The 24668-nt window shown below is 57.6% G+C and carries 19 protein-coding genes and 1 other RNA gene; 8 read left to right on the forward strand and 12 right to left on the reverse strand.

The window, feature by feature from the left end:
* The first annotated feature begins 192 nt into the window (after positions 1-192).
* Positions 193-1866, forward strand: a complete 1674-nt coding sequence (recN, locus tag JFU04_RS25215) for a DNA repair protein RecN (RefSeq protein WP_065910256.1) — start codon at positions 193-195, stop codon at positions 1864-1866.
* 87 nt (positions 1867-1953) lie between these two features.
* Here the strand turns inward: recN and fur are convergent, their stop codons facing one another.
* Entirely contained in the window at positions 1954-2358 is a 405-nt protein-coding gene (gene fur / locus JFU04_RS25220) for a ferric iron uptake transcriptional regulator (protein WP_003194220.1), read from the reverse strand.
* A gap of 98 nt (positions 2359-2456) precedes the next feature.
* Here fur and JFU04_RS25225 point away from each other — a divergent pair, with 98 nt between their 5' ends.
* Entirely contained in the window at positions 2457-2984 is a 528-nt protein-coding gene (locus JFU04_RS25225; protein ID WP_065910254.1) for an outer membrane protein assembly factor BamE, read from the forward strand.
* Between the two features lie 63 nt (positions 2985-3047).
* On the opposite strand, the gene JFU04_RS25230 is transcribed toward JFU04_RS25225, so the two are convergent.
* Both JFU04_RS25230 and JFU04_RS25235 read right to left on the reverse strand, forming a co-directional pair.
* The gene (locus JFU04_RS25230) at positions 3048-3350 is read right to left on the reverse strand and encodes an RnfH family protein (protein ID WP_201145893.1); all 303 of its coding nucleotides are present in this window, start codon (positions 3348-3350) and stop codon (positions 3048-3050) included.
* Complete coding sequence (locus JFU04_RS25235; RefSeq protein WP_005791512.1) at positions 3343-3777, reverse strand: type II toxin-antitoxin system RatA family toxin; 435 nt, start codon at positions 3775-3777, stop codon at positions 3343-3345. The genes JFU04_RS25230 and JFU04_RS25235 overlap by 8 nt, the downstream gene beginning before the upstream one ends.
* Positions 3778-3944: 167 nt before the next feature.
* Between JFU04_RS25235 and smpB the strand changes: the two genes are divergently transcribed.
* Complete coding sequence (smpB, locus tag JFU04_RS25240; protein WP_060752280.1) at positions 3945-4427, forward strand: SsrA-binding protein SmpB; 483 nt, start codon at positions 3945-3947, stop codon at positions 4425-4427.
* 35 nt (positions 4428-4462) lie between these two features.
* Here the strand turns inward: smpB and JFU04_RS25245 are convergent, their stop codons facing one another.
* Complete coding sequence (locus JFU04_RS25245; protein ID WP_065910250.1) at positions 4463-5230, reverse strand: GntR family transcriptional regulator; 768 nt, start codon at positions 5228-5230, stop codon at positions 4463-4465.
* A 251-nt stretch (positions 5231-5481) separates the two neighbouring features.
* On the opposite strand from JFU04_RS25245, the gene JFU04_RS25250 reads away from it, so the two are divergent.
* From JFU04_RS25250 to JFU04_RS25270, 5 genes are all read left to right on the forward strand, one after another.
* Positions 5482-7176, forward strand: a complete 1695-nt coding sequence (locus tag JFU04_RS25250) for a lactate permease LctP family transporter (protein ID WP_201145894.1) — start codon at positions 5482-5484, stop codon at positions 7174-7176.
* 70 nt (positions 7177-7246) lie between these two features.
* The gene (locus JFU04_RS25255) at positions 7247-10057 is read left to right on the forward strand and encodes an FAD-binding and (Fe-S)-binding domain-containing protein (protein WP_201145895.1); all 2811 of its coding nucleotides are present in this window, start codon (positions 7247-7249) and stop codon (positions 10055-10057) included.
* A 135-nt stretch (positions 10058-10192) separates the two neighbouring features.
* The gene (locus JFU04_RS25260) at positions 10193-10474 is read left to right on the forward strand and encodes a hypothetical protein (protein ID WP_065910245.1); all 282 of its coding nucleotides are present in this window, start codon (positions 10193-10195) and stop codon (positions 10472-10474) included.
* Positions 10475-10576: 102 nt separating this feature from the next.
* Positions 10577-10973, forward strand: a transfer-messenger RNA (tmRNA) gene (gene ssrA / locus JFU04_RS25265).
* Positions 10974-11158: 185 nt separating this feature from the next.
* Complete coding sequence (locus tag JFU04_RS25270; RefSeq protein ID WP_201145896.1) at positions 11159-12415, forward strand: integrase domain-containing protein; 1257 nt, start codon at positions 11159-11161, stop codon at positions 12413-12415.
* A 76-nt stretch (positions 12416-12491) separates the two neighbouring features.
* Here JFU04_RS25270 and JFU04_RS25275 read toward each other — a convergent pair whose 3' ends face one another.
* The 8 genes from JFU04_RS25275 to JFU04_RS25305 all read right to left on the reverse strand — a co-directional run bounded on the left by JFU04_RS25275 (position 12492) and on the right by JFU04_RS25305 (position 24428).
* Complete coding sequence (locus JFU04_RS25275) at positions 12492-14570, reverse strand: UvrD-helicase domain-containing protein (protein ID WP_201145897.1); 2079 nt, start codon at positions 14568-14570, stop codon at positions 12492-12494.
* The gene (locus JFU04_RS25280) at positions 14570-17443 is read right to left on the reverse strand and encodes a site-specific DNA-methyltransferase (protein WP_242485928.1); all 2874 of its coding nucleotides are present in this window, start codon (positions 17441-17443) and stop codon (positions 14570-14572) included. The genes JFU04_RS25275 and JFU04_RS25280 overlap by 1 nt, the downstream gene beginning before the upstream one ends.
* Before the next feature lies 1 nt (position 17444).
* Positions 17445-20534, reverse strand: a complete 3090-nt coding sequence (locus JFU04_RS25285) for a BPTD_3080 family restriction endonuclease (RefSeq protein WP_201145898.1) — start codon at positions 20532-20534, stop codon at positions 17445-17447.
* Between the two features lie 208 nt (positions 20535-20742).
* Positions 20743-21045, reverse strand: coding sequence for a hypothetical protein (locus JFU04_RS25290; RefSeq protein WP_201145899.1), 303 nt, complete (start codon positions 21043-21045; stop codon positions 20743-20745).
* A gap of 352 nt (positions 21046-21397) precedes the next feature.
* Positions 21398-21721 (reverse strand): hypothetical protein, encoded by a 324-nt coding sequence (locus JFU04_RS30355; protein ID WP_242485929.1) that lies wholly within the window; start codon positions 21719-21721, stop codon positions 21398-21400.
* Complete coding sequence (locus JFU04_RS25295) at positions 21718-22698, reverse strand: integrase domain-containing protein (protein ID WP_201146449.1); 981 nt, start codon at positions 22696-22698, stop codon at positions 21718-21720. The genes JFU04_RS30355 and JFU04_RS25295 overlap by 4 nt, the downstream gene beginning before the upstream one ends.
* On the reverse strand, positions 22682-23035 hold the full coding sequence (locus tag JFU04_RS25300) for a hypothetical protein (protein WP_201145900.1): 354 nt from the start codon (positions 23033-23035) through the stop codon (positions 22682-22684). The genes JFU04_RS25295 and JFU04_RS25300 overlap by 17 nt, the downstream gene beginning before the upstream one ends.
* Entirely contained in the window at positions 23022-24428 is a 1407-nt protein-coding gene (locus JFU04_RS25305; RefSeq protein ID WP_201145901.1) for a YfjI family protein, read from the reverse strand. The genes JFU04_RS25300 and JFU04_RS25305 overlap by 14 nt, the downstream gene beginning before the upstream one ends.
* Positions 24429-24668 lie beyond the last annotated feature (240 nt).

Below are 24668 nucleotides of genomic sequence, written 5' to 3' on the forward strand. Positions count from 1 at the left end.
CACAATTTCAGGGTTCAAGGGCGCAGGCGTTACCAAAAGTCTTTCCCATGACCGGGATCATTTCCTGCCTCATCATTCCTCATTGCGCTAAAAAAAGTGACGACTCAAGCAAATCGAGCTAAGCGCCAGGATTGTCAGCCCTGAATAAAACACTGTATAAATAACCAGACCTAAAGCCTGGGAGCGACGTTCATGCTCGTGCACCTGTCCGTACATAACTACGCCATCGTTGAACACCTGGATCTCGAACTGGATCGCGGGATGAGCGTAATCACAGGCGAAACCGGCGCCGGCAAATCGATCATGCTCGACGCGCTCGGCCTGACCCTGGGCGATCGCGCCGACAGCGGCGTGGTGCGTCCGGGTGCGGACAAGGCCGACATCCTGGCTACCTTCGACCTGGCAGACATTCCCGAAGCCGAGGCCTGGCTCGCCGAGCGCGACCTGAATAATGAGGGGCCGTGCATCCTGCGCCGGGTGATCACCGCCGAAGGGCGCTCGCGCGGCTACATCAATGGCACGCCCTGCCCGCTTGGCGACCTGAAAGCCCTGGGCGAGTTGCTCATCGATATCCACAGCCAACATGAACACCAGTCCCTGCTGAAAACCGACACCCACCGCCGCCTGCTCGACGAATATGCCGGCGCCACCGACCTGGCCCGCCAGGTGCAGCTTGCCGCTCAACGCTGGCGCCAGACCCGCCAGGAATTGGAGCGACTCTCCAACTCCGGCGACGAGCAGCGCGCTCGCCATCAACTGCTCAGCTACCAGCTTGAAGAGCTTGAGAGCCTGGCACTCGGCGAGACCGAGCTGGAACAACTCGAACAGGAACACAAGAACCTCACCAATGCCGAAACCCTGTTGGGCATCTGCCGCCAAGTGGTGGAGCAATGCAGCGAAAGCGATTCCGGCAATGTGCTCAACGCACTGACGGCCAGCCTCAACCGACTGTCCAGCGTCAACAATGCTTCGGGCTCGCTCAGCGAGGCCACCACCTTGCTGACCAGTGCGCAGATCCAGGTAGAAGAAGCCGTGGGCGAGTTGAATCGCTTCCTCGACCACTTTGATGCCGACCCCTCCCGCCTGCAGGAAATAGAGGAGCGCCTGGACACTATCTACACCCTGGCGCGCAAACACCGAATCCAGCCCACCGATGTGGCCACGATGCAGCAAAAGCTGCTGGATGAAATCGAAACACTGAATGCCAACGACGAATCCATCGAACGATTAGGCGATGAACTCGCATCCTTTGCCCGTCATTATCAAGAGAAGGCCCGCGAGCTGAGCGACCTGCGCCAGCAAGCAGCCGCCAGCCTGGCCAGTGCCGTAGAACAGGAGATCCAGCGCCTGGGCATGCCGGGCGGGCGTTTCACGATTGAATTGCGCGCCAATGCCAGCAATGAGCTGCAGCCCCACGGCCTGGAGCAGGTAGAACTGCTGGTCAGCGCCAACCCTGGGCAGCCGCTCAAGGCGCTGGCAAAAGTGGCATCCGGCGGCGAATTATCGCGCATCAGCCTGGCGATCCAGGTGATTACAGCCCAAACGTCACGGGTGCCTACGCTGGTATTCGACGAAGTGGACGTCGGTATCGGCGGGCCGACCGCAGAAATTGTTGGCCAGTTGTTGCGACGCCTGGGGGATAGAGGCCAGGTGCTGACGGTCACTCACTTGCCACAGGTGGCCGCACAGGGGCATCAACACCTGTTTGTGCACAAGGTGCGCGGCGATGAAGCGACACACACAGCCGTGTCCAAGCTGAACAAATCGGAACGTGTGGAAGAAGTGGCTCGGATGCTCGGCGGTATCGACCTGACCAAAGAGTCCCTGGCCCACGCGAAGAAAATGGTGGTGGCCGCGAAAGCCTGAAGCCAGCATTTTCTCCCTTATAGAAAGCACGAAGGCGACCCTAGGGTCGCCTTCGATCGTTTCGCAGAGAGAATCTGCGTCGTTTTTTTACTTTTTCTTACGGATGTACAGGACCAGATTATGGTCAACCAGATCGAAGCCATGCTCCTCAGCAATCTTATGCTGCAGCGCTTCGATCTCAGGGCTGGTGAACTCGATAACCTCATTGGTATCCAGGTCAACCATGTGGTCGTGATGACCACCGTCAGCCAATTCGAACACTGCATGACCGCCGTCGAAATTATGACGAACCACCAGCCCTGCGGCTTCAAACTGGGTCAGCACACGGTAAACCGTGGCCAGGCCAACGTCCTCGTTAGACTCCATCAGCGCCTTGTAAACATCCTCGGCACTCATGTGGCGCTGCTCAGCAGAATCGAGCATTTGTAGAATCTTGACTCGTGGCAGAGTCACTTTAAGACCGGCTTTGCGTAGTTCGCTATTTTCAACCATGGTTAGCTTTCTCGCGGATGCTGCTTCGCAGCTTCTCTTAATACGGGTATGATCGGCGTTTACGTTGTCCCAGCCAAGATAGTGGAAGTCGCCCACCGATGCAAAACACCAAGCTCTTGCTAACCAGTTTCACCTTTGTGGGACTGCTCGCACTCGCCGGTTGTTCATTCCCCGGGGTTTACAAAATCGACATCCAGCAGGGCAATGTCGTCACGCAGGACATGATAGACCAGTTACGCCCGGGAATGACCCGACGGCAAGTAAGGTTTATCATGGGCAACCCCCTGCTGACCGACACTTTCCATGCTGATCGCTGGGATTATCTCTACAGCATCCAGCCGGGTGGCGGTGAACGCCAGCAGGAGCGCGTCAGCGTCATTTTCAATGGCAATGACCAACTCGTCAGCCTGTCTGGTGACTTCATGCCCGGCGTGAGCCGAGATGAAGCCTTGCTCGGCAAGGACAACGGCGCCAACGTGACTGCCCCTGCGCAGGAAAACGAGAAGCCGAAGTCTGAAGTGCCAGCCAAACCAGGCTCATTGCTCGACAAGATCCAGAAAGACGTCGACGGCGTGGAAACTGTGCCGGTCCCGACGCCACAGCCTCTGGACACCAGCCCGCAGTAACTGAGCGGCGCCCAATAAAAAACCCGGCATGCCGGGTTTTTTATTGCCTGCTGCTTGGCAAGCCTATGGATTTTGCTGCTTGGCCAGCGCCGCCTTGGCTGCACGCAAGCGGCGCACTTCTTTAGGATCGGCCAGCAAAGGCCGGTAAATCTCAATACGATCGCCCGCCTGCACGACTCGCACGTCGGGGTCCGCAATCACCTTGCCAAATATCCCCAAAGGGCAATCAGCCAGATCCAGCGCCGGAAACTGCGCCTCGATCCCGCAAGCCTGCACTGTCGCTCGCAAGCTGGTGCCTTCGGGCACCGCCGCCGCCAGCAACACCTGCCGATCTTCTGCGGCGTATACCACCTCAATCTCAACCATGCAGTTGCTTGGCTCGCTGGCAAAACGCATCCACCAGGGTATTGGCCGCCTGATTGAACAGTGGCCCCAGTGTTGCTCGCACGATAGGCCCTGCGTAATCAAACGACAGGTCCAGGCTGATCTTGCACGCTTTGTCCGTCAGCGCCTTGAACACCCACACACCATGCAATTGGGTGAACGGCCCCTCCTGCAGGTTCATTTCAATGGATTTCCCGGGCACCAGCACATTGCGCGTAACAAAATGCTGGCTAAGACCGCCCTTCGCCACGCCAACGCTGGCGACCATGTGCTCATCACTGCTTTCCAGTACCTCGGCAGTCGAGCACCAAGGCAGGAATTCCGGGTAACGCGCAACGTCGTTGACCAGGTCATAGAGCGCCTGTGCCGGATAAGGCAGCAACGCCGAACGTTGAATATGCGTCGTCATGTGTGCGTCATTTCCACTGCTGAGGCAAAACATCGCGAAAGAACAGCCCGATCCGCGAGAGAAAAAAACCAAAGAACTGCCTGCATTGTCCGGGATTCGTCCAACACGCTCAAGCACGCAGGTTGACCGTAGCCGACACGCTCGCAACTCCCTATAATGCCGCCCCTATGGCTAAACAAAAGAAACACCCCACAGGGACCATCGCGCAAAATAAAAAGGCGCGACACGATTACTTCATCGAACATCGTTTCGAGGCTGGTCTGGTCCTGGCCGGCTGGGAAGTAAAAAGTCTGCGTGCCAGCAAGCTGCAACTGGTCGACAGCTATGTGCTGCTCAAGGATGGCGAGGCGTGGCTGCTCGGCAGTCATATCACTCCGCTGACCACCGCGAGCACCCACGTGATTGCCGACCCGGTACGCACGCGCAAGCTGCTGCTTAACGCCCGCGAGATCGACAAACTCGCCGCCGCCGTGCAGCAGAAGGGCTATGCCTGCGTCTGCCTGTCCTGGTATTGGAGCAAGCACCTGGTCAAGTGCGAGATCGCGCTGGGCAAGGGCAAGAAGGAATACGACAAGCGTGATACCGAGCGCGAGCGCGATTCCAACCGGGAATTGCACCGCGCCGTACGCAACAAGGGCAAGGAAGAATAATCCTTGTCGCGGTGTAGCTTCGGGAACGCCCGCGGCTACATCCCCTTGCGCCGCTCGGCACGCGCCACGCGCTGAACCTCCTGACGCACCTCTTCCAACACTTCCTGCACATACAGCAGGTGACGTGTTGAAACCTCTCGCGCCTGCTCCGCCCGCCCCTCGATAATCGCCAGGTACAAATCCCGGTGCTGACTGATCAGCATGTCACGGGTTTCCGTGCGCTGCTGATACATGCCGCCGATGTTGGTGACCACGTTACGCTTGAGCAGATCGAACAAGCCGCGAATTGTGTGCAGCAGCACCGCATTGTGGCTGGCCTCGGCAATCGCCAAGTGAAACCTTGCATCCGCCGCCCCCTCCTCCGCCCGGCTCACGTCATCGGCGCGGGTGTAGCAATCCTGCAGTGCTTCGAACGCCGCCGTCAGCCGCTCGCGATCCACCTCGGTGGCGCGCAATGCGGCGTAATAAGCACAAGAAGCTTCCAGGGTCTGGCGAAACTCCAGCAAGTCACGCTGCGCTTCGGGATTGTTCTCCAACAGGTGCAACAGTGGATCACTGAACGTAGACCCCAACGACTCCGCGACATAGTTGCCACCGCCCTGACGACTCACCAGCAAGCCCTTGGCCGCCAGCTTCTGGATTGCTTCGCGCAATGACGGGCGCGACACGCCAAATTGCTCAGCCAAGGCCCGCTCGGCCGGCAAGCGCTCACCCGACTTCAGCGTGCCCTCAAGGATCATGCCCTCGAGCTGCTCGACAATATCGTCAGACAAACGGCGCTGACGCACCTGATCAAACCCCATAACTCACTCTCCACCATCCCGACCACTCGCCGGGCCCTCTATTCTGGCCTATCGCCGCGCTTGCAGCACCTATCAGAACGCCTTGGATTTATCCGCTCAGCTCCCCGTCCTCGCAGACCTGAGACCAAAGTTTCACAAGCGGCAAATTGACACACCGGCCCGAAGCCTTTTAACCTAGCCCACAGCGATTGTAAATTGGTATTACCAATTATCCAAGCTGACTAAACAACAACAATCAGGGGCCACCCCATATGCAAACCTGGCAACAGCTCTACAGCCCGCTCGGCAGCCTCGGCCTGTCCGCAATGGCCGCCGTTATCCCGATCGTATTCTTCTTCCTGGCCCTGGCGGTGTTCCGCCTCAAAGGCCACGTTGCCGGGAGCATCACCCTGGCGCTCTCGATCCTGGTCGCGATCTTCGCCTTCCAGATGCCGGTAGACATGGCGCTGGCTGCCGCCGGCTATGGCTTCGCCTACGGCCTGTGGCCTATCGCCTGGATCATCGTGGCAGCCGTGTTCCTGTACAAACTGACGGTCAAGAGCGGCCAATTCGAAATCATCCGCAGCTCGGTGCTGTCGATCACTGACGATCAACGCCTGCAAGTGCTGTTGATTGGCTTCTGCTTCGGCGCATTTCTGGAAGGTGCCGCCGGTTTCGGCGCCCCCGTGGCGATCACTGCCGCGCTGCTGGTAGGCCTGGGCTTCAACCCGCTGTATGCCGCCGGCCTGTGCTTGATCGCCAACACCGCGCCGGTCGCCTTCGGCGCACTCGGGATCCCGATCATCGTGGCCGGCCAAGTGACCGGCATCGACGCGTTCAAGATCGGCGCCATGACCGGCCGCCAACTGCCCCTGCTGTCGCTGTTCGTGCCGTTCTGGCTGGTGTTCATGATGGATGGCCTGCGCGGCGTGCGCGAAACCTGGCCGGCGGCGCTGGTGGCCGGCTTGAGCTTCGCCGTCACCCAGTACTTCACCTCCAACTTCATTGGCCCGGAACTGCCGGACATCACCTCGGCCCTGGCCAGCCTGATTGCCCTGACCTTGTTCCTCAAGGTCTGGCAACCCAAGCGCACCGCGGGCGCGCAGATTGCCGGCGCCACGTCGAGCGCAGCAGTCACCGCCAGCGCTGGCGGCTTCGGCCTGCCGCGCAACACCGTTGCTTCGCCCTACAGCCTGGTGCAGATTTTCAAGGCCTGGTCGCCGTTCCTGATCCTGACCGTGCTGGTCACCATCTGGACGCTCAAACCGTTCAAGGCAATGTTTGCCGCCGGCGGCTCGATGTACAGCTGGGTGTTCAACTTCGCGATCCCGCACCTGGACCAACTGGTGATCAAGGTGGCACCCATCGTCACCAATCCCACCGCGATCCCGGCCGTGTTCAAGCTGGACCCGATCTCGGCCACCGGCACTGCGATTTTCTTCTCGGCACTGGTGTCGATGCTGGTGCTGAAGATCGATATAAAAACTGGTCTTACCACTTTAAAAGAGACCTTCTACGAGCTGCGCTGGCCCATCCTGTCGATCGGCATGGTGCTGGCGTTCGCCTTCGTCACCAACTATTCCGGCATGTCCTCGACCATGGCACTGGTGCTGGCCGGCACCGGGGCGGCCTTCCCGTTCTTCTCGCCTTTCCTCGGCTGGCTGGGGGTTTTCCTGACAGGCTCCGATACCTCATCCAATGCACTGTTCAGCTCGCTGCAAGCCACCACCGCGCACCAGATCGGCGTCAACGACACCCTGCTGGTCGCGGCAAACACCAGCGGCGGCGTGACCGGCAAGATGATCTCGCCACAATCAATCGCGGTCGCCTGCGCAGCCACTGGCCTGGTGGGCAAGGAGTCCGACCTGTTCCGCTTCACCCTCAAGCACAGCCTGTTCTTTGCCACGATCGTCGGGCTGATCACCTTGGCGCAGGCCTACTGGTTCACCGGTATGCTGGTGCACTGAGACCTGCACGCAATAGGGTAAGAATCGACGCCGGACACCGGTTCCGGCGTCAGCTATTTCTGGAGGACCGATGAGTCTGCCTGCCGCTTTCCTTGCCGACGTCATACAGCTGATCCCGAAGGATCGGCGTTTCGACGACCCACTTTCCACCCTCGCATTCGGTACCGACGCCAGCTTTTATCGACTGATCCCACAGCTAGTGATCCGCGTGGAGTCGGAAGACGAAGTCGTCGCACTGCTGCAACTGGCCCAACGCGACCGCGTGCCGGTGACCTTCCGCGCGGCGGGCACCAGCCTGTCCGGGCAAGCCATCAGCGATTCCGTACTGATCGTGCTGGGTGACAACTGGAACGGCCGCGAGATTCGCGGGCAAGGCACGCAGATCCGCCTGCAGCCCGGCGTCATCGGCGCCCAGGCCAATGCGTGGCTGGCGCCGTTCGGGCGCAAGATCGGGCCGGATCCGGCGTCGATCAATGCCTGCAAGATCGGCGGCATCGTTGCCAATAATGCCAGCGGCATGTGCTGCGGCACCGCGCAGAACACCTATCACACCCTGGCCGGAATTCGTCTGGTACTGGCTGATGGCAGTCGACTGGACACCGAGGATGCAGCCAGCGTTGCAGCGTTTCGAAAACACCATGCAGCCCTGCTTGAGCGACTGGCGACACTCGGCCGCGAGACGCGGGCAAATGCCGAACTGGCGGCAAAAATCCGCCACAAGTATCGTCTGAAAAATACCACCGGACTGTCGCTCAATGCCCTGGTGGATTTCGATGAACCGCTGGATATCCTCAGCCATCTGCTGGTCGGCTCCGAAGGCACGCTGGGCTTTATCAGCGCGGTGACCTACGACACAGTGATCGACCACCCCAACAAAGCGTCGGCGCTGATTGTGTTCCCGGATGTCGAGACCTGCTGCAACGCGGTGACCGTGCTGAAAACCCAGCCGGTCTCGGCAGTGGAGCTGCTGGACCGGCGCAGCATGCGCTCGGTACAGGACAAACCCGGCATGCCGGCTTTCGTACAGCACTTATCGGAAAATGCCTGCGCGCTGCTGATCGAATCGCGCGCCGCCTCCCCATCACTGCTGCACGAACAATTGGCGCTGATCATGGCGTCCCTGGCGGCGTTCCCTGTAGAGAAGCAAGTCGACTTCACCGAAGACCCGGTGGAAAACGCCCGCCTGTGGGCGATCCGCAAAGACACCTTCCCCGCCGTCGGTGCCGTCCGCAAAACCGGCACCACGGTGATCATCGAAGACGTCACCTTTCCGGTCGAGCAACTGGCGATCGGTGTGAACCGCTTGATCGAACTGTTCGACAAACATCACTACGACGAAGCCATCCTTTTCGGACACGCCCTGGAAGGCAATCTGCACTTCGTGTTCACCCAAGGCTTCAACAGCGCGGAAGAAGTCACGCGCTACCAGGCGTTCATGGACGATGTCGCGCAATTGGTGGCCGTGGAGTTTGGCGGCTCGCTGAAGGCCGAACACGGCACAGGCCGCAATATGGCGCCTTTCGTAGAGCTGGAATGGGGCAGCGATGCCTATCAGTTGATGTGGCAGCTCAAGCGCCTGCTGGACCCCAACGGCATCCTCAACCCGGACGTAGTACTCAGCGAAGACCCGCAAATCCACCTCAAGCACCTCAAGCCCCTGCCGGCCGCCGACGAGATTGTGGATAAGTGCATCGAGTGCGGGTTCTGCGAGCCGGTGTGTCCTTCCAAAGGCCTGACGTTGAGCCCGCGCCAGCGCATCGTGATCTGGCGCGATATCCAGGCGAAAAAACGCGCAGGCGTCGACACCACTGAACTCGAAGCCGCCTATCACTACCAGGGTATCGACACCTGCGCCGCCACCGGCCTGTGTGCGCAACGCTGCCCTGTAGGAATCAATACCGGCGACCTGGTGAAGAAACTGCGCAGCCGCGATGCCGACCGTACGAAAACCGCCGAATGGCTCGCCACCCATTTCGCCACGGCATTGCAAGGTGCGCGCTTTACCCTGCATGTCGCCAACGGTGCGCGCATGCTGTTGGGCGCCCCTCGCCTGGCGAAACTGTCTGCCACGGTGACCCGGTTGTCCAAGGGGCAAATCCCGCAGTGGACCAGCGCCATGCCACAGCCGGAGAAAGCCATCCGCTTCAGCCCGACCGTGACCGATGAGCGGCCCCGCGTGGTCTACCTGGCGGCTTGCGTCTCACGCGCCATGGGGCCGTCCGCCAGTGATAAAGAACAGATGTCGCTGTACGACAAGACCCGTGGCCTGTTGGAAAAGGCCGGTTACCAAGTGGTGTTCCCCGACAATCAAGACAGCCTGTGCTGTGGCCAGCCGTTTGCCTCCAAGGGCTATGCCGAACAGGCGGAGCACAAACGCCAGGAACTGATCGGCGCGCTGCTGCATGCGAGCCGTGGCGGACTCGATCCGATCTACTGCGACACCAGCCCCTGCACCCTGCGCCTGGTGCAAGACCTCGGCGAAACGCGCCTGGACCTTTACGACCCGGTACGTTTTATCCGCACACACCTGATGGACCGACTCGACTTCACCCCCCAGGAAGCGCCGATTGCGGTACACGTCACCTGCAGTACCCAGCATTTGGGCGAAAGCCAGGCGTTGATCGACCTGGCCCGACGTTGCTCAAAAACCGTGGTGATCCCGGAAGGCATCCACTGCTGTGGTTTTGCCGGCGACAAGGGTTTCACCACGCCGGAACTCAACGCCCACGCGCTGCGCTCGCTCAAAGACGCCGTGCAACATTGCAGTGAAGGCCTCTCCACCAGCCGCACTTGCGAGATCGGCCTGAGCCAGCACGGAGGCATTGATTATCACGGCTTGGTGTATCTCGTGGACCGGGTCACCCAGGCCCGCGCGCATTAATCCTGCAAAAAAACGAACCCCTGCGCGCCGGCGTAGTCATCTGCATAGGCCTCGACGAACGAGGCTCAACAGTGATGTCGCTGGCAGCCGTTGAACGCCAGCAGCGTCGAGCCCTTTTGCGCAAGGAGATACCCTATGAAGCGTTCCGCTCTTGCTGGCTTGTTCATTACCGCTGCGATGCTGGCCTCCCCTGTTTTCGCTGCGGGCGAGCCTGATCTGTGCAAGATCAATCTGGACAAAATCAACAACGGCCAAGCCTTGCTTGCCACTGACACCAGCGGCAAGAAGGGAGAAATCGACACCGCCGTCTCCCAGGCGAAAGCAGCCCACGCTGCAGGTGATGACAAGAAGTGCATCGAGATCACCTCCAAAGCCCTGCAAGACCTGCAGAACACTGAAAAAGGCGGCAACCAGTAACACGCCGTCGTTGATGGCCAACCTTCGGGTTGGCCTTCCGTGAGGGTTTGGCGTACACTGCATAGGCTTGTCACTCACTAAGAAACAACGAGTTACAAGCACGGGGCCGTTTAGGATTCGACGCCGGTCGCGAAACTTTAGGTGCATGCCGAGTTGGTAACAGAACTCGTAAATCCACTGTTGCAACTTCTTATAGTTGCCAATGACGAAAACTACGGCCAGGAATTCGCTCTCGCTGCGTAAGCAGCCTTAGCCCTGAGCTTCTGGTACCTTCGGGTCCAGCAATCACCAGGGGATGTCTGTAAACCCAAAGTGATTGTCATATAGAACAGAATCGCCGTGCAGTACGTTGTGGACGAAGCGGCTAAAACTTACACAACTCGCCCAAAGCACCCTGCCCTTCGGGTCGCTGAGGGTTAACTTAATAGAAACGGCTACGCATGTAGTACCGACAGCGGAGTACTGGCGGACGGGGGTTCAAATCCCCCCGGCTCCACCACTTCATCATCTAAAGACGTCCACGGACGTCTTTTTTTGTGCCTGAAATCCAGTAAATACAGGGTTTTCAGCGCTTATGGGAGCTTTGGAGATTTTCTGAGTTCCAGCCGCTTTGGTATCCCAGGTGGTATCCCGGACTACCAGGTGCTATTTTCAGGATACCAAAACGGTGCTGGAGGTAGCCCCATGCCTACTAACGCAACCCGCCTCTCTGATCGCCAGCTCAAGGCAGTCAAGGCAACTGGTAAAGACTTCGTCCTCAGCGACGGCGATGGCTTGCAGCTTCGAGTACGCGCCAGCGGCTCAATGATGTGGAATTTCAATTACCGGGAGCCGTTAACCAGAAGCCGTATCAATATGGCGCTCGGTCCGTACCCAGACCTCTCGTTAGCCAACGCCCGAAAGAAAGCCGTAGAGGCACGTGAGTTGCTCGCTCTTGGCATTGATCCCAAAACCCAACGCGATGAGATACGGCAAGCCAAGCTCGCTGAAACTGAACACACGTTCGAGAAGGTGGCCACGGCCTGGTTCGAGTTGAAGAAAGACTCCGTAACCCAGGCCTACGCCGAAGACATCTGGCGTTCGCTAACTCTCCATGTTTTTCCGAGCATGAAAACGACGCCGCTCTCGCAAATCACTGCTCCGATGGTTATCAAGATCCTCCGTCCAATTGAGGCCAAAGGCAGCCTCGAGACGGTGAAGCGATTGAGCCAACGGCTCAATGAGATCATGACCTACGGGGTCAACTCCGGGCTAATATTCGCGAACCCCCTCAATGGAATTCGAGCGGTGTTCAAGAAACCCAAGAAAGAGAACATGGCTGCGCTACCACCTGAGGAGCTTCCCGAGCTCATGATGGAAATCGCGAACGCCAGCATCAAGCGCACGACCCGCTGCCTGATCGAATGGCAGTTGCACACCATGACCCGCCCTGCCGAAGCAGCCACCACTCGATGGGCAGATATCGACTTCGACAAGCGCATTTGGACCATTCCGCCAGAGCGTATGAAAAAGCGTCGCCCGCACACCATCCCGCTGTCCGACCATGCACTCGCGCTGCTGGAGGCCCTAAAGTCCCATAGCGGGCACAGGGAATACGTGTTCCCGGCAGACAGAAACCCACGCTCCCACGCCAACAGCCAGACTGCCAACATGGCGTTAAAACGCATGGGCTTCCAGGACCGCTTGGTCAGCCACGGCATGCGCTCAATGGCCAGCACCATCCTGAACGAGCACGGCTGGGACCCCGAGCTGATCGAAGTTGCCCTTGCCCATGTCGACAAGGATGAAGTTCGAAGTGCCTATAACCGGGCAGATTACATCGAACGCCGACGCCCGATGATGGCTTGGTGGAGTGAGCATATTCAGAAGGCGGCAACGGGCAGTCTGTCGGCATCTGCAATCAATCAAATTAGAGACAGTAATGTCGTGCCTATACGCTGAGGGCTCACCGGAGTGTCTATGGCGCGCGGCATGCCTGTGCTCCTAGCAGAACCGGTAAAACCTAATACTCGGATAACTACTTTTGCATCAAATCCTGCAGAAACTCCGACTTCGGCTGGACAGCCGAAACATACAGTTGATCGCGGGCACGGGTGCAAGCCACATATAGCAACTGGCGTTCGGTGTTATAGATTTCGGTCAGCTCGACCTCGTCGGCAGCAGTGTCGATGCGCATTTGTGAAGGAATGATTTCATCATCGCAAGCCATCACCGCGACCACGCGAAATTCCATGCCTTTGGCCAAATGCATGGTGGTGATGCTTACAAATCCTTCTTCCGTTGCCATATCCTTGCCAAGAACACGCCCTTGTAGGCCAGCGGCCTTTACCGCTGCCTGTGCACGTGAGAGTTCGTCTTCAGATCGGACAAAGATGCCAATTTCCTGCGGCAGTACTCCACAGCCGTTGCATTGCTTCAACCATACGCCAACGGCTTGGCTTTCTGCATCTGCATCGATATAGCCGCGAATGGTCGGCTCCGGCCCATTGAACACGGAAATCGTGCCCTTGCGGCTTTCGACGTTGCCGTCTACGTCGGATACCTCGGGGTCGAGCAGGCGGTCGGCTTGCGAGCGAATCTGGTGTGAGGTGCGGTAATTGATATTGAGCGTACGTGAACGGCCACGTACATCCACGCCCACAGATTTCCACGAGAATGGCGTTTGAAAAATGCGTTGGCCAAGGTCGCCGGCGAAGAAGAGTGAGTTGGCGCGGTTGCCGGCAATCGCTGCGAGGAAGCGCAATTGCTGTACGCTGATATCCTGAGCCTCATCTACCACGATGAAATCAAATACAGGATGTTTGCGCTTGGGCATGACTTCGGCAAGCTTGGCGAACATTTCGGCGGTAGTGATCTTGCCGGCTTGTTTCAACTGCTTCTGCACCTGAGCGAACGCTTGCCAATACAAGGCCCGCTGCGCTTCAGGCAAGCGGGTCTTTCGGCCCAGCCGCTTTGCGTCCCTGTAAGCCTCCCATTCATGGGCCTGCAAGCTGTCTACTACATCATCCCATTCGGACAGCAGGAACGTAGCATTGGCTTTCAGACCAGGGAGCTGCGCAGCAGCAGCTTTAAGCAGTGAGGAAATTTCATCGCGGCTAGCGAATGTAGGCTTACCGAACTCCGCCGCATATAAGCGAATTCCGATGGCGTCCATCGCGGCGACGTCGATGCGTTCGCCGAGCCTGGGGGTATTCCAGATCAGCCGGTACAAATTGCCTCGTAGCGCATTGGCCAGCGTATCCGAGAAAGTGGAAAGCAGCACGCGCGCGTCCTCATCCTTACGGGCGAGATGAACTGCACGGTGCAACGCTACCACGGTCTTGCCGGTGCCGGCTGAGCCGGACACGCGCGCCGCACCGTTGTAATTTCGATCGACAAGTTGACGCTGTGCCGGGTGCAGGAACACCGTCCACTTGTCCCAGGGGTACTCTAGGGCACGGGCTAGCTCCTCCATATCGGACATGACGCGGAAGCGACGTTGTGCATCCGGATGTTGGAATGGATCAGCTCCCTTATCCGCCACTTCCGGCAATGCTGGTGTGCCACCCGTTGCCAATTCGAGCAGGGCTTCGGCCGCTTCGACGGGCAGATGGTCAGCCAGTTCCAGCAGCGAATCCTCGTCGGTGGCCATCACGTCGACAAGCCATTCCTGCGGGACGCCATAGGCTAGTAATTTAGCCTCGCTGTATTTTGCGAACAGTTTCGGCTTATTAGGCTTTGCCGGCGTATTGTCCGCTACGTACTTAGAAACGAGAATTTCTTCGACACGCTCACGGATTTCGACAAGCTGTGCCGCGCCGGTGGTCGGATGTACTTCAAGCTTGCGTCGCTCGGCCCATTGATAGGCCCTGTCGTGGTGGTCGACGTAGCACAGCAGCAGGCTGCCCGTTGTCTTATGGACGATCACACGTATGTCGCGACTGACTCGCACCGACCAAAAATTCGGGTCTTTAGCTCTTTCGAGCTTATGAAAGCTCATGCCTTTGCCGCTCGGATCAACCTGCAAATCGAACGCGGTGGTCTTGGTTGCCTTCTGCTCATCGCCGGTCAAGCGGGCGAGGCTGGTGGTAAACGTATCAGCGATGCGGAATTCCATCAGTTCACCTTAAATACCTTCATCACCTCATCGCCGAGGTGATTGATGACTTTCACCGCAAACCGGCCGTTGCTCGGTTTCGGGAAAGGGCGCGATGTGTCGGAGTTGAGTGTCGCCCAAGCGTCGCGATCGATTTCAGCCTTGAGAGTAGTTTTCAGGGCCTTATATGGGTCGTTCGCGCCTAGGAAGTAAGCATGGCGCACGAAGAAGGACTCCTCGTTGTAGTCGGTGTCCAGGAACCAGCAGGCGATGCCGTCCGCACCGTCGCTTCTTACTTCACCGGTGCTGGGGTGAAACACATCCACTCCGTTAATGCGCACCACCAGTTGTTCGTCGGCAGGGACCTCGATAACGTCGCGCTTGCCATCGTATGAGCGGATGCTGCGGCCTTGCGTGTCCAGCACGTCTACATCCGGCTCGCCGAAGACCACGAACAGGTTGCCCTTGCCGGTGTTCTTCAGGTCTTCGGCCATGTGAAGGTCGGCGTTCATGCGCGCTTTGAGCACGTTGATGCGACCCAGTTTGCTGAATTCGCTAGCGGGTGCGTCGTAGTTGAAAGCACAGGCGATGAGTACGTCAAAGTTGGCATCACCTGCTTCCCGTGCAGCATCCACGAGATCCGCTCGACTAATGGTGCCGAATTCTGGGCCTACCAAGATGCCCGCACGCTTCACGTGCCCATTTTCCAGGTAGTGGCCTTCGGCGCAGACCAGTTCCCCTGGCCACGGCGTCAATGAGGTGAATTCGATTTTGTCGGCTTTGTGCGCCTGCTGCACACCGGCAGAACGCAGGTTAGACAGGATCAGACTGGCGAAGTCCTGGCCGTATTCGGCTTGGGTTTCGGCCACATGGTCAATCAGGTTGTCTTCCTCGTCCACACCCAGCACGCGGTGCGGCGACAGCGACTCAACGGTAAACGGGCCAGCCACGCGTACACGCTTTTTGTCCGCGTACGGTTTGTCATAGAGAAACTCGGAATCGGCTTTGGCGTCGATTGAGGCGTCGATTTCCTTTTGCCGGGAAATACGTTGCTGCCACCAGTCGCCGTGCAGTTTCTTCGCCCCGTCACTCCAATTTGCACCTGTCTCGCGCGGGATTTCCCATTCCTGCCATTGTTTGCCGAGTGCCTTGTTTAAGGCTATGCGCAATGGTTCCAGTACTTGCTGGAATTTGTCCCATATGACGTCGATCTCGGCATTGTTCGCAATCGACTTCAAAGTAATACGCGACACTCGCTCATACACGAAGCCATGCACAATGTTGCCGTACGTGGAGTGCGAACTAGGTATGCCCCGTGTAACGTCAGCTTCCTTCCGTTGGCCCTCCGGAGAATCGGCCAACAAGTAGAACGGGTAGCGCGCGCCCATAATGCGAGCTCTTGCCAATGCCAGTGCGACTCGCGAGGTGTCGACGGTGATCCAGCGGCGCCCCCATTGTTCCGCCACATATGCCGTTGTGCCGGAGCCGCAGGTCGGGTCGAGCACAAGATCGCCTGGATCGGAAGCCATCAACAAACATCGTTCGACCACGGACGTTGCTGTTTGCACAACGTAAATCAAGCCGGTGCCGATCTGTAGCGATTCCCAACGATCTGTAATAGGCAAGACCGAGAAATCGTTGAGATAACGCTTATAGCTTACCGTTGAAGTGCCTGTGGCAACACGCCCCGCTTTCGCGAGAACCCCAAGACCAGCGACTGTTGTTTTCCAGTGATTCGACGTGCCTGAACGATATGACTTGTTCCGAAACTCAAAAATCTGCTCACTTGATGCCTGACCAGATGATATGAGACTAGTTTGTCGAAAAATCCGTCCTGGGGGAATTTCAACTTTTCGCTCCAGTTCATCACGCTTCAACCGACGTTCTTCGCCGTCTTCAAGTTCGATTTGATCGTAGCGGTCTGAAGAAACATGACCCGCTGTTCGCTGGGTGTAAAGCTGTCGATATTTGACTTTTTCTTTCGTGCGGGCGTACCAGAGTACAAAGTCCACGGTATTCGCTAGAAGACTTGCTGATTGGCTGCCGGTTTTCTGCACTTGGATCATCGAGATGAAATTGTCTTCCCCAAATATTTCGTCAAGCAAGGCACGCACGCGATGCACGTTCTCATCACCGATCTGCAAGAAAATCGAGCCGGATTCTGTCAGTAAATCCCGGGCCACTATCATTCGGTCACGCAAGTACGTCAGATAGGAGTGTATGCCGTCGCGCCAAGTATCCCGGAACGCCTTTACCTGCTCCGGCTCGCGGGTGATGTGCCCAGCGTTGCCGTCTTTTACATCGCGGCTGGTGGTTGACCACTGGAAGTTGCTATTAAATTTGATCCCATAGGGCGGATCGAAATAGATGCACTGCACCTTGCCGCGCAGCCCCTCGCGCTCGGCTAGACTCGCCATCACCTGAAGGCTGTCTCCCAAGATCATCCGGTTCTGCCAATGGCCTTCGTGCTGGTAGAACTCCGTACGATCCGCGCCTTCGGGCAAACCATTGAAGTCGCCGAACAAATCCAGCGTGCCGGCTTGGGGCTCTGCAGCTTCGCGACGTCCCTCCGTCTGGCGACGTAGATCGTCGATCAGCAGCTTGGGCTTGACCTTTTCTTGGATGTAAAGCGGCGGCGCATTGACGACCAGATCTGACCAGTCCTGTTGATCCTTGCCGCGCCAAATTAGTTGCGGGTCGAGGTCGCGGTTCCGCTGGGCCTTTTCGTCGCCCATTCCGTTGTCGCCGCGCGGATATCTCACCTTTATGGGTGCCTGCTCGTGGTGTTGCATCACCGACTGATGCTCCACGGTCGGGATGTTCTTGCGCTTAGCCTCAGTGTGCGTGATCTGTTCAACACTCTTGCCGGGCTGCTGCGTTCTTTTGGTCGCCATCTCAGTGTTCCTTGTTTCCCGCCGCAGGCGCAGCCGTTTCAATCATTTGGTTAAACTTCGCCTCGACTTCGTTGGCAAAATCTTCCTGCATTTCGTACACGTCGCCGAATTCTGCAAAGGCCCAGCGGCCGTGATTGCCGAGATGGTTCACGCCTGGGATCCAATAGGTATCCATCGTGGATTTCTTTATCTTCGCGTCCTCACGCCGGTAGCCCTTGATCTCAACGATCAAATTCAGTAGATCGCTCTTACCCCGACCATCATCCACTTGCACAATAAAGTCCGGGATATAAATGCGGTTGGACGAGCCGAAGCGGTAAGGCACTTCTAGGCCGAGGTTGTGGTTTTTGGTATAGGCCAGCACCTTGGGATGGGATTCAGCAATACGGCAGAACTCAGCCTCCCAGCCGCTATCCAAAATCACCCAGTTGACTTGGTTCTTTGGCTGGTTTTCCACCCCTACGGTTTCCCAGCGTTCGATGCCAGGGCGCGAGGTGTTGAAGCGAACGTGCGCGGTGCTACCAGCCGGGTTGAACGGGTCGAGAATAGCCTTAACCTGCCGCCCTTTTTTCAGTTCTTTCGCCGTAATGCCCTTTGTGATGTATTGGCAGGCTCTGTCCGCCAGCTCGCGGTACATCAATTGCGCCGGGCAGGTACCGCCCTTGCATTCTAGGCACTCGTCCAGCCACTGGCGCACAATGCGCTTGAGTTGGCCAAATAAGGCAATCGGTGCATCTTGGCCCTGGTCACGCCAATGCTGGAACAGCAAATGTTTGGTCAGCTCCATTAGTAGAGTGGACTGGCGCACGTCTTCCAGATGCTTAATATCCAGCTCCACCGTTTCGCCGATGATGCCAGCGTTATGAGTTTTGGTCGCGCCGACGTCCTCCGGCGTTAGAGTGAGGTGATGGTCTTCATTGAATTCGGCTTCGAGTTGCTCTTCCGGTAATTCAACGCGATAGCCTTGCACGCGCGGGAACCGGATTTCCAGATGGTCGCGCTCCGGTCGCAGAGCATTTACCATGATTGTTTCACGCGGCTTGGACGGAGTGACTAAAACCGGCTTGGCCGTGAAGTCGAAGGGAATGCCGAATACGTCGGCATATTCCACGTCGAACAGGCCCGTGTTTTCGTTCAATTCGTAGTTTTGACGTCGTAGGGCACGACCGATAACCTGTTCGCACAGTAACTGCGTACCAAACGCTCGCACACCAAGAATGTGGGTAACTGTGTTGGCGTCCCAACCTTCGGTGAGCATGGACACCGACACCACACAACGGATTTGTTCGCCCAAGCGGCCCTGCTTGCCAACGGTGTTCATCACCTCTCGTAGCAGTTCGCTGTCACTCAGGTTCTCCGCCTGGCGGCGGTCGCCAGTGCGTTCGATGATCTCGCGCTTGAAGCGTTCGATCTCGTCAGCGGCCATAGCCCGAAAGTTATCGTCCAGAGCCTCACCAGATTCGAGCTGCTCGCTGTCGATAAGTAGTGTGTTCGGACGCGCCAGCGGCTCGCCATGCTCGTCGAAATTGCGAAACAGCTCCAGCCGCCCCGGCACAGGAGTGATGGACCTATCTTCATTCGTGCGTTCGAAACCAGAGATGTAATCAAACACAAGTTTGGAAGTGGCGGTGTTGTTGCACACCACTATGAAGCACGGCGGCACTTTGATGCCTGCTTGATTCCAGGCTTCGTAAGTTTTGAGGTAGTGGCCGTACAAGGCCTCCAGCGCGGTTTGCAATTCCACCGGGATAGCCAATGGGTCGAGCAAGGCGTTCTTGCCGCGCCCCTTCTTAGGCATCTTTTTCCCAATGTGCTTCCAAAGTTCGCGGTAGATGGGCATTTCCGCACCAGGGATGTTGTCGGCCACCGGCACACGCGGTAATTTGACGATGCCACATTCGATCGCATCCATCAGCGAAAAGTCGCTCATCGTCCAAGGAAACAACGTACCTTCCACGTAACCGGAACCGGCCAGGAAGAAAGGCGTGGCTGACAGGTCCATGACCCGCTGCAGGCCCAGTTTTCGGTTCACTGCTTCCAGCCCAGAAATCCACAGTCGTGCGGCTTTATTATTCTCCTCAGCCTCGGCCCTCCTATCTTTATCCAGATCTTCGTCGTCCTCCGCAGCGTGCGGCTTTTCTCTGTAGCAATGATGTGCCTCATCGTTGATGACAAGGATGTTCTTCAGTCCCATCAACTCAGGCATGACTCGTTGGAGCATCTGCCCCTCGGTTTCAAGCGTGTCCAGCTCGCTGCCGATGCGGCCTTGCAGCAAGCGACGCCCTCCCTTGGACAACTCCATGCGCTCACGCAGTTTGAAAGAGTGGTAGTTGGTGATGACGATCTTGGCCTTGTCCAGATCCATCAGCATGTCACGTGGGACGATCTCGCGATTGGCGTAATAGCTGTCTGCATCGTTAGGCAGCAGTACGCGAAGTCGATCTTTGATAGTCAGGCCGGGGGCGACCAGCAGGAAACCACGGGTGAATTTCTTGCTCTGCGGATGCCGCACGGCATTGACTGTCTGCCATGCGATAAGCATTGCCATGACCGTAGTCTTGCCAGCACCAGTGGCCAGCTTCAGCGCCAGACGCATTAGGCCGGGATTGGCATCTTGGCTGACCTTTTTTAGGTGATCGAGGTAGAGCTCACCATTCTTGCCGAGCTGCGGGGCTACCTCAGTCAGCCAGATAGCGGTCTCGGCCGCTTCGACCTGGCAGAAGAATGGGCGCACACCGCTGAACTTAAAGTTGCGCCAGTGCTCCAGCAAACGCGCTGTCTCGGGCGTGACACGCCACTGCGATGGTGGCAACCGCCGCCAGGCATCCACCTCTCGCCGCACTGCATTAATCAATTCCGAATGACGGTAGCGCTGCCCATCGTCAGCAAGGTTCTCAACTTCATCCAGCGCCAGAGTGGTTTGCTCGCCATGGTACCGGCGTGGTTTCGGGATAGGACTTATGAAGCTGGAAGTTCGGCGAGACTCCACGATTTCTTGCGTGGGATGCCCTTTATCGTCGAGTTCCCAATGCAGCGACGGATAGCCATAAGGAGAATTGAGAATAGGCTGCTTGAAAAACTGGTCACTCACTTCTTTAGTCCCTAAAATTTTAGGCTGTTTCGGAGCGACTCAAAGCTCGAGGCCCGATCTTCAGCTACGTCCTTGGCCGGATGGCTTGTTTAGGATCGTCACCCAGCAAACGGGTGATATTGTCGATCAAATCCGTGATTATCCCTTAATGAAATGGATTGTGTAGCATTCATTAACCCCGTTTTTTTGTCATACGAGCCTTAGCCTGTCAGAGCCAGTGACTAGGAATCTCAACCTGATAGTTCTTCGCCACAATGGTGAGGGTGGCAAGGATTTCTGCATGGCGGAGCTCATCATTTGGTTGCCAGCTTGCTCGATGGCCCAGGAGAGCTTTTAGCTCAGCTAGGTTGTACATGCCCAATCGATGAAAGTTGCCCCAGGAAGGTTCGCCGAAAAGGTTGTAGATGACCACGGTAGAGTCGCGCTCACTTGCCAGACGCTTCTCGCCTGTGATCTTTTCGGCAGCAGCCTCAGCCTCGTCGCGGTCGTCGTAGGTATTCAGTAATTTCATTGATGCATCAGCAGTGGTGAGTGAGGCCGGATTTTACTATGTGCGAGCCAATGTATCCTGTGATTTTGGACTGCCCCAACGGTTTTGTCGTCAAGGATGCGTCTCGCAGACCAACGACTGTATCCACCGTGATAAGTACTGTTACGCATAACCTTAGCAACCTAGAACTGAATGACTTCGCCGGATGCACGCGCTTGGACGTTCAATATGGCTGAGATTCCAATGTCGAGTAATTTGGCATAGAGGTTCAAGTGCTTGAAAGGAGAAGGCCTCTTGCGAGACAGCAAGTGTATGCGTCTGCTTAAAAGCCATGGAAACCTTATCTACCCGAACGTCATTGCATCCAAGGACTTTACGAGCAAGGTTGTCTCGCCTTAACGGTGCAGCGCTTATTGAAATTGAGCAGATGTTCGGCTTTAAGGCTTTCACGCCGGCTACGAATCAACCCTGCTGTTAATTCATAGTAGTAAACGGTAGCCGGAGCTGAACATCGCAAGTAGTGCTCCAGAAACCATCTCACGTGTTTGTCTCTCCAAGACCAGGGTGTCACGCACCCCCAGCGCTCACGAATAACCTCGTGCATCCTTTCGGCTTGCCTGATGTGCCGCTGGCGCGTTGTGTAGGCACCTCTGAGCGCCGGATTCAGAAACAACGCCATATCAAATTCGGACTTCATCCCCGACCTCCGATGTAGGCACTCACCACATCGATGCGGTTGTGCCCCAATTCGTGGCTGATCTGCTGTCTTGCACGCTGATCAAGCTCTCGATCTTCTCGATGAACACGACCGCCATTGACGGGTGTATTCAAGCCAGTCAGTTGCTCATAGCGCTCACAGGCGTAAGCCGCCCGTAGCTCATGAAAACCTTTCAACCCCTGCTCATGCAGGAAGTCCCGCGCCGGTCGCACAACTGCCTGCATAAAGTCTTTGTAGCTTTCGTCGGGCGCCAACAAATTCCGACTGCCATTGGGTGAGGTCGCGCTGGCCCAATCCAGGGCATCGCGAACTTGATCCGTCACCGTAATCCAGCGCGGTGCCGAGGCTCCTGATCGACCGCCTTTGGTGCCATCCTGGATGTTGATCTTGCCCAGTCGTTGAGCCTCTCGTTGCAACCGCGGCAGGTCGGCCAAGATCGCTTCACGCAGGCGCATGCCCGTCTCCCGGGCTAAGAGAACAATGGCACTCACCCTCGCTTGGTGTCGCTCTGAGAGCATTTGCGCAATCAGCCTGACCAGGACACGGTCTTGGCCTTGCGGGGCCTCACTACGCACGCTTGAACGCTGTAGGCCTAGCGCCTTACTCGGACTGGGGATTTTGACGTACTGATCACCGCGCAGCGCGGCCATCGTTCGGTTCACGCTGGACAGTCGGTTCTGCGCGGTGGCGATGCCGACGCTTCCCTGATCAACCTGCTCCCGCACGTGGACGGCGTACCGCATGAGGATCTCGCGGTCGATCTGGCGCGCGTCATTGAGTCCCGGACCTTCATCGGCTCGACACCAATTCACGAAGGCCTGCCAGCGATCGCTATGGGCTTTGACGGTAGCAAAATGGCCGTCGCCAAACAGATCTTTCAGTGCTTGCGGGCCGGCGTAGCTGAGCTGGCGACCGAAGCCAAAATTACGTCCCGCTCGCTTACCGACCCGAGCCATTTTTCTGTCCCTGATCGACTGCAGCGAGATCATGCAAGAGGGCTCGCCAGTGCGCACTCACGATGGCGAGCTGGGCCCAATCCGTTGGACGAAAACACAGCCTGTTATCAGAGACGTACAGATGCGCGCCCTCCTCTTTCAACCACTGAATGGTGGCTGTCGTCGAGGTGATAGGTTTACGGAGGGTGGCGACACCGGCGACACCGGCGACAACCCTTGCCTTGCCTGCCTTTGAGCGTGGCGACAAAGTGGCGACAGTAGCGGCGACAAAACGCACTTTCGACTCCTCTTGGCGCTGAGCCAGATGGTTGCGCAGCGCTTCATCAAGATTGAACATGGCGCACCTCGAAGGTGTGGCCGTCGGTGATCAACCACTGATGATCAATCAACTCGACCAGCAGCTTGGCAGCATGACGACTGCTCTTGCGGGCAAAGCGGGGGCCGTTGCGATTTAGCTCCCGAATACTGAAGGTCTTCCAATCCTTAACCTGGAGCCAGCGCAGCAGCCGGTCCGCCTCTTGCTTTACCCGGCACACCGGCTCTTGTTCGGTCAGGCGCTGGATCTCGGTGAGGTAGTAGCCAACCAAGGTCGAGGCCCGTTGGATATGATCGACGTCCACGACACTGCTCTCCTCCACCACTGCCAGGATGCCGGCGACGCGCAGCAGATTGTCGGCGGCCTTTGATCCGCTCGGCCGCACGCTGGCCAGCTCCCCAAACTCACCCAACTGAGCTTCGATGGCATCGTGCAGATCAATCCAGCGACGACGAGCCAATGGACTGAGGCTCAGCGGTGAGAGCCGCAAGGCACCGTCAGAGGCAAGTGACCAAGGCTGATGAAACAGCGCCGAAAGGCGATGGTGATAGCGCATTAGGGCGGCATCTTTGGACAAGTCGACAGCCTGATAACTACGTTGTCCAGCCAGGCTCGTGGGCCAGGTCATTAGGCAGCGGCCGAGGATGCCTTGCCCTTGCAGTAACGGGTCACTGAGTAACTGCATGGCCAAATACGGCTGCAGCATCAGGTGCAGGCTTAGGCGTCGATCGTAGGCTCGCAGGCTTTCGCCTACCATGGAGCGAGCACGATCGATCGGGCTGCCGTCCCAGAGCGACGACAAGGTCGTGATCGCTTTCAAACGGTTATCCCGGCTCATGGTGCTGCTACCGAGGAACTGCCCTCCTTCGTCACAGAACAGGCCCATGCTCGGCAAGTCATGACAGAGGCCTTTGACCAGGGCCTCGATAGTTGGGTCCGTTGTAATCAGCCGCGGGGCAGAGGGCACCGCTTCGAGCGCCACAACGTTTGTAGAGTCGGGATCGGCGGGATTGAGACGCTGCGCCTGTCGCTGTGCAACGCGGTATCGGGCAAGTTGTTCGCGGTAGCACTGCCACTGTTCACGCTCCCATTGCCGTGCTGGCAGCAGTGCAAATCGATCCGCTGCGGTCTTACGATCACCTGACGCAGCCACCGTGATTAGGTACAGCAATAGCGGATAACTGCGTCCGTCGAGATGTAAGCCCGCATGACCTTGGGTGGCCAGGGCCGAGGCGGCCAACACCGATTGCGCTGCCAGTGCTTGGGGCACGCCGATGACCTCGGCGATGCGATCCACCGCAGGCCCAAGAATCCCACCCAGTGCCTGCACCGGATAAGGCTGGGGCGCGGGGTTCGACTCAACCAACGGTCGAGGTGGTCGTGGTAGTTCAAGCTTCGGATCTAACTGCTGCATGGGCCCTCTCCTCGATCATTGCTAGTTGTCCTCACGTAGTCCCGCCACGGCTGTTGAGTGTTATCAGGGATCAAGGCCCCTGCGACCTGTGAGGTGTTCACTGACGCGGAACGAACGGCTCCTTACGACCGGGAGCAAGGGCATAAACCCATGAATCTGGCCTCCTTAGACGCATCCGAAGATGCGGGCGGGTGGAGGCTGTGCCGACTGACGAGTTCGGCACCTGGAGATCATGGGTGG

The organism is Pseudomonas sp. TH21, from assembly GCF_016651025.1.
Classification (GTDB): Bacteria; Pseudomonadota; Gammaproteobacteria; order Pseudomonadales; family Pseudomonadaceae; genus Aquipseudomonas; species Aquipseudomonas aylmerensis.

Excerpts from the sequence above, each read along its gene's own strand:
- recN (WP_065910256.1), top strand. The coding sequence starts at position 193 with ATGCTCGTGCACCTGTCCGTACATAACTACGCCATCGTTGAACACCTG.
- fur (WP_003194220.1), bottom strand. The coding sequence starts at position 2,358 with ATGGTTGAAAATAGCGAACTACGCAAAGCCGGTCTTAAAGTGACTCTG.
- JFU04_RS25225 (WP_065910254.1), top strand. The coding sequence starts at position 2,457 with ATGCAAAACACCAAGCTCTTGCTAACCAGTTTCACCTTTGTGGGACTG.
- JFU04_RS25230 (WP_201145893.1), bottom strand. The coding sequence starts at position 3,350 with ATGGTTGAGATTGAGGTGGTATACGCCGCAGAAGATCGGCAGGTGTTG.
- JFU04_RS25235 (WP_005791512.1), bottom strand. The coding sequence starts at position 3,777 with ATGACGACGCATATTCAACGTTCGGCGTTGCTGCCTTATCCGGCACAG.
- smpB (WP_060752280.1), top strand. The coding sequence starts at position 3,945 with ATGGCTAAACAAAAGAAACACCCCACAGGGACCATCGCGCAAAATAAA.
- JFU04_RS25245 (WP_065910250.1), bottom strand. The coding sequence starts at position 5,230 with ATGGGGTTTGATCAGGTGCGTCAGCGCCGTTTGTCTGACGATATTGTC.
- JFU04_RS25250 (WP_201145894.1), top strand. The coding sequence starts at position 5,482 with ATGCAAACCTGGCAACAGCTCTACAGCCCGCTCGGCAGCCTCGGCCTG.
- JFU04_RS25255 (WP_201145895.1), top strand. The coding sequence starts at position 7,247 with ATGAGTCTGCCTGCCGCTTTCCTTGCCGACGTCATACAGCTGATCCCG.
- JFU04_RS25260 (WP_065910245.1), top strand. The coding sequence starts at position 10,193 with ATGAAGCGTTCCGCTCTTGCTGGCTTGTTCATTACCGCTGCGATGCTG.
- JFU04_RS25270 (WP_201145896.1), top strand. The coding sequence starts at position 11,159 with ATGCCTACTAACGCAACCCGCCTCTCTGATCGCCAGCTCAAGGCAGTC.
- JFU04_RS25275 (WP_201145897.1), bottom strand. The coding sequence starts at position 14,570 with ATGGAATTCCGCATCGCTGATACGTTTACCACCAGCCTCGCCCGCTTG.
- JFU04_RS25280 (WP_242485928.1), bottom strand. The coding sequence starts at position 17,443 with ATGGCGACCAAAAGAACGCAGCAGCCCGGCAAGAGTGTTGAACAGATC.
- JFU04_RS25290 (WP_201145899.1), bottom strand. The coding sequence starts at position 21,045 with ATGAAATTACTGAATACCTACGACGACCGCGACGAGGCTGAGGCTGCT.
- JFU04_RS30355 (WP_242485929.1), bottom strand. The coding sequence starts at position 21,721 with ATGAAGTCCGAATTTGATATGGCGTTGTTTCTGAATCCGGCGCTCAGA.
- JFU04_RS25295 (WP_201146449.1), bottom strand. The coding sequence starts at position 22,698 with ATGGCTCGGGTCGGTAAGCGAGCGGGACGTAATTTTGGCTTCGGTCGC.
- JFU04_RS25300 (WP_201145900.1), bottom strand. The coding sequence starts at position 23,035 with ATGTTCAATCTTGATGAAGCGCTGCGCAACCATCTGGCTCAGCGCCAA.
- JFU04_RS25305 (WP_201145901.1), bottom strand. The coding sequence starts at position 24,428 with ATGCAGCAGTTAGATCCGAAGCTTGAACTACCACGACCACCTCGACCG.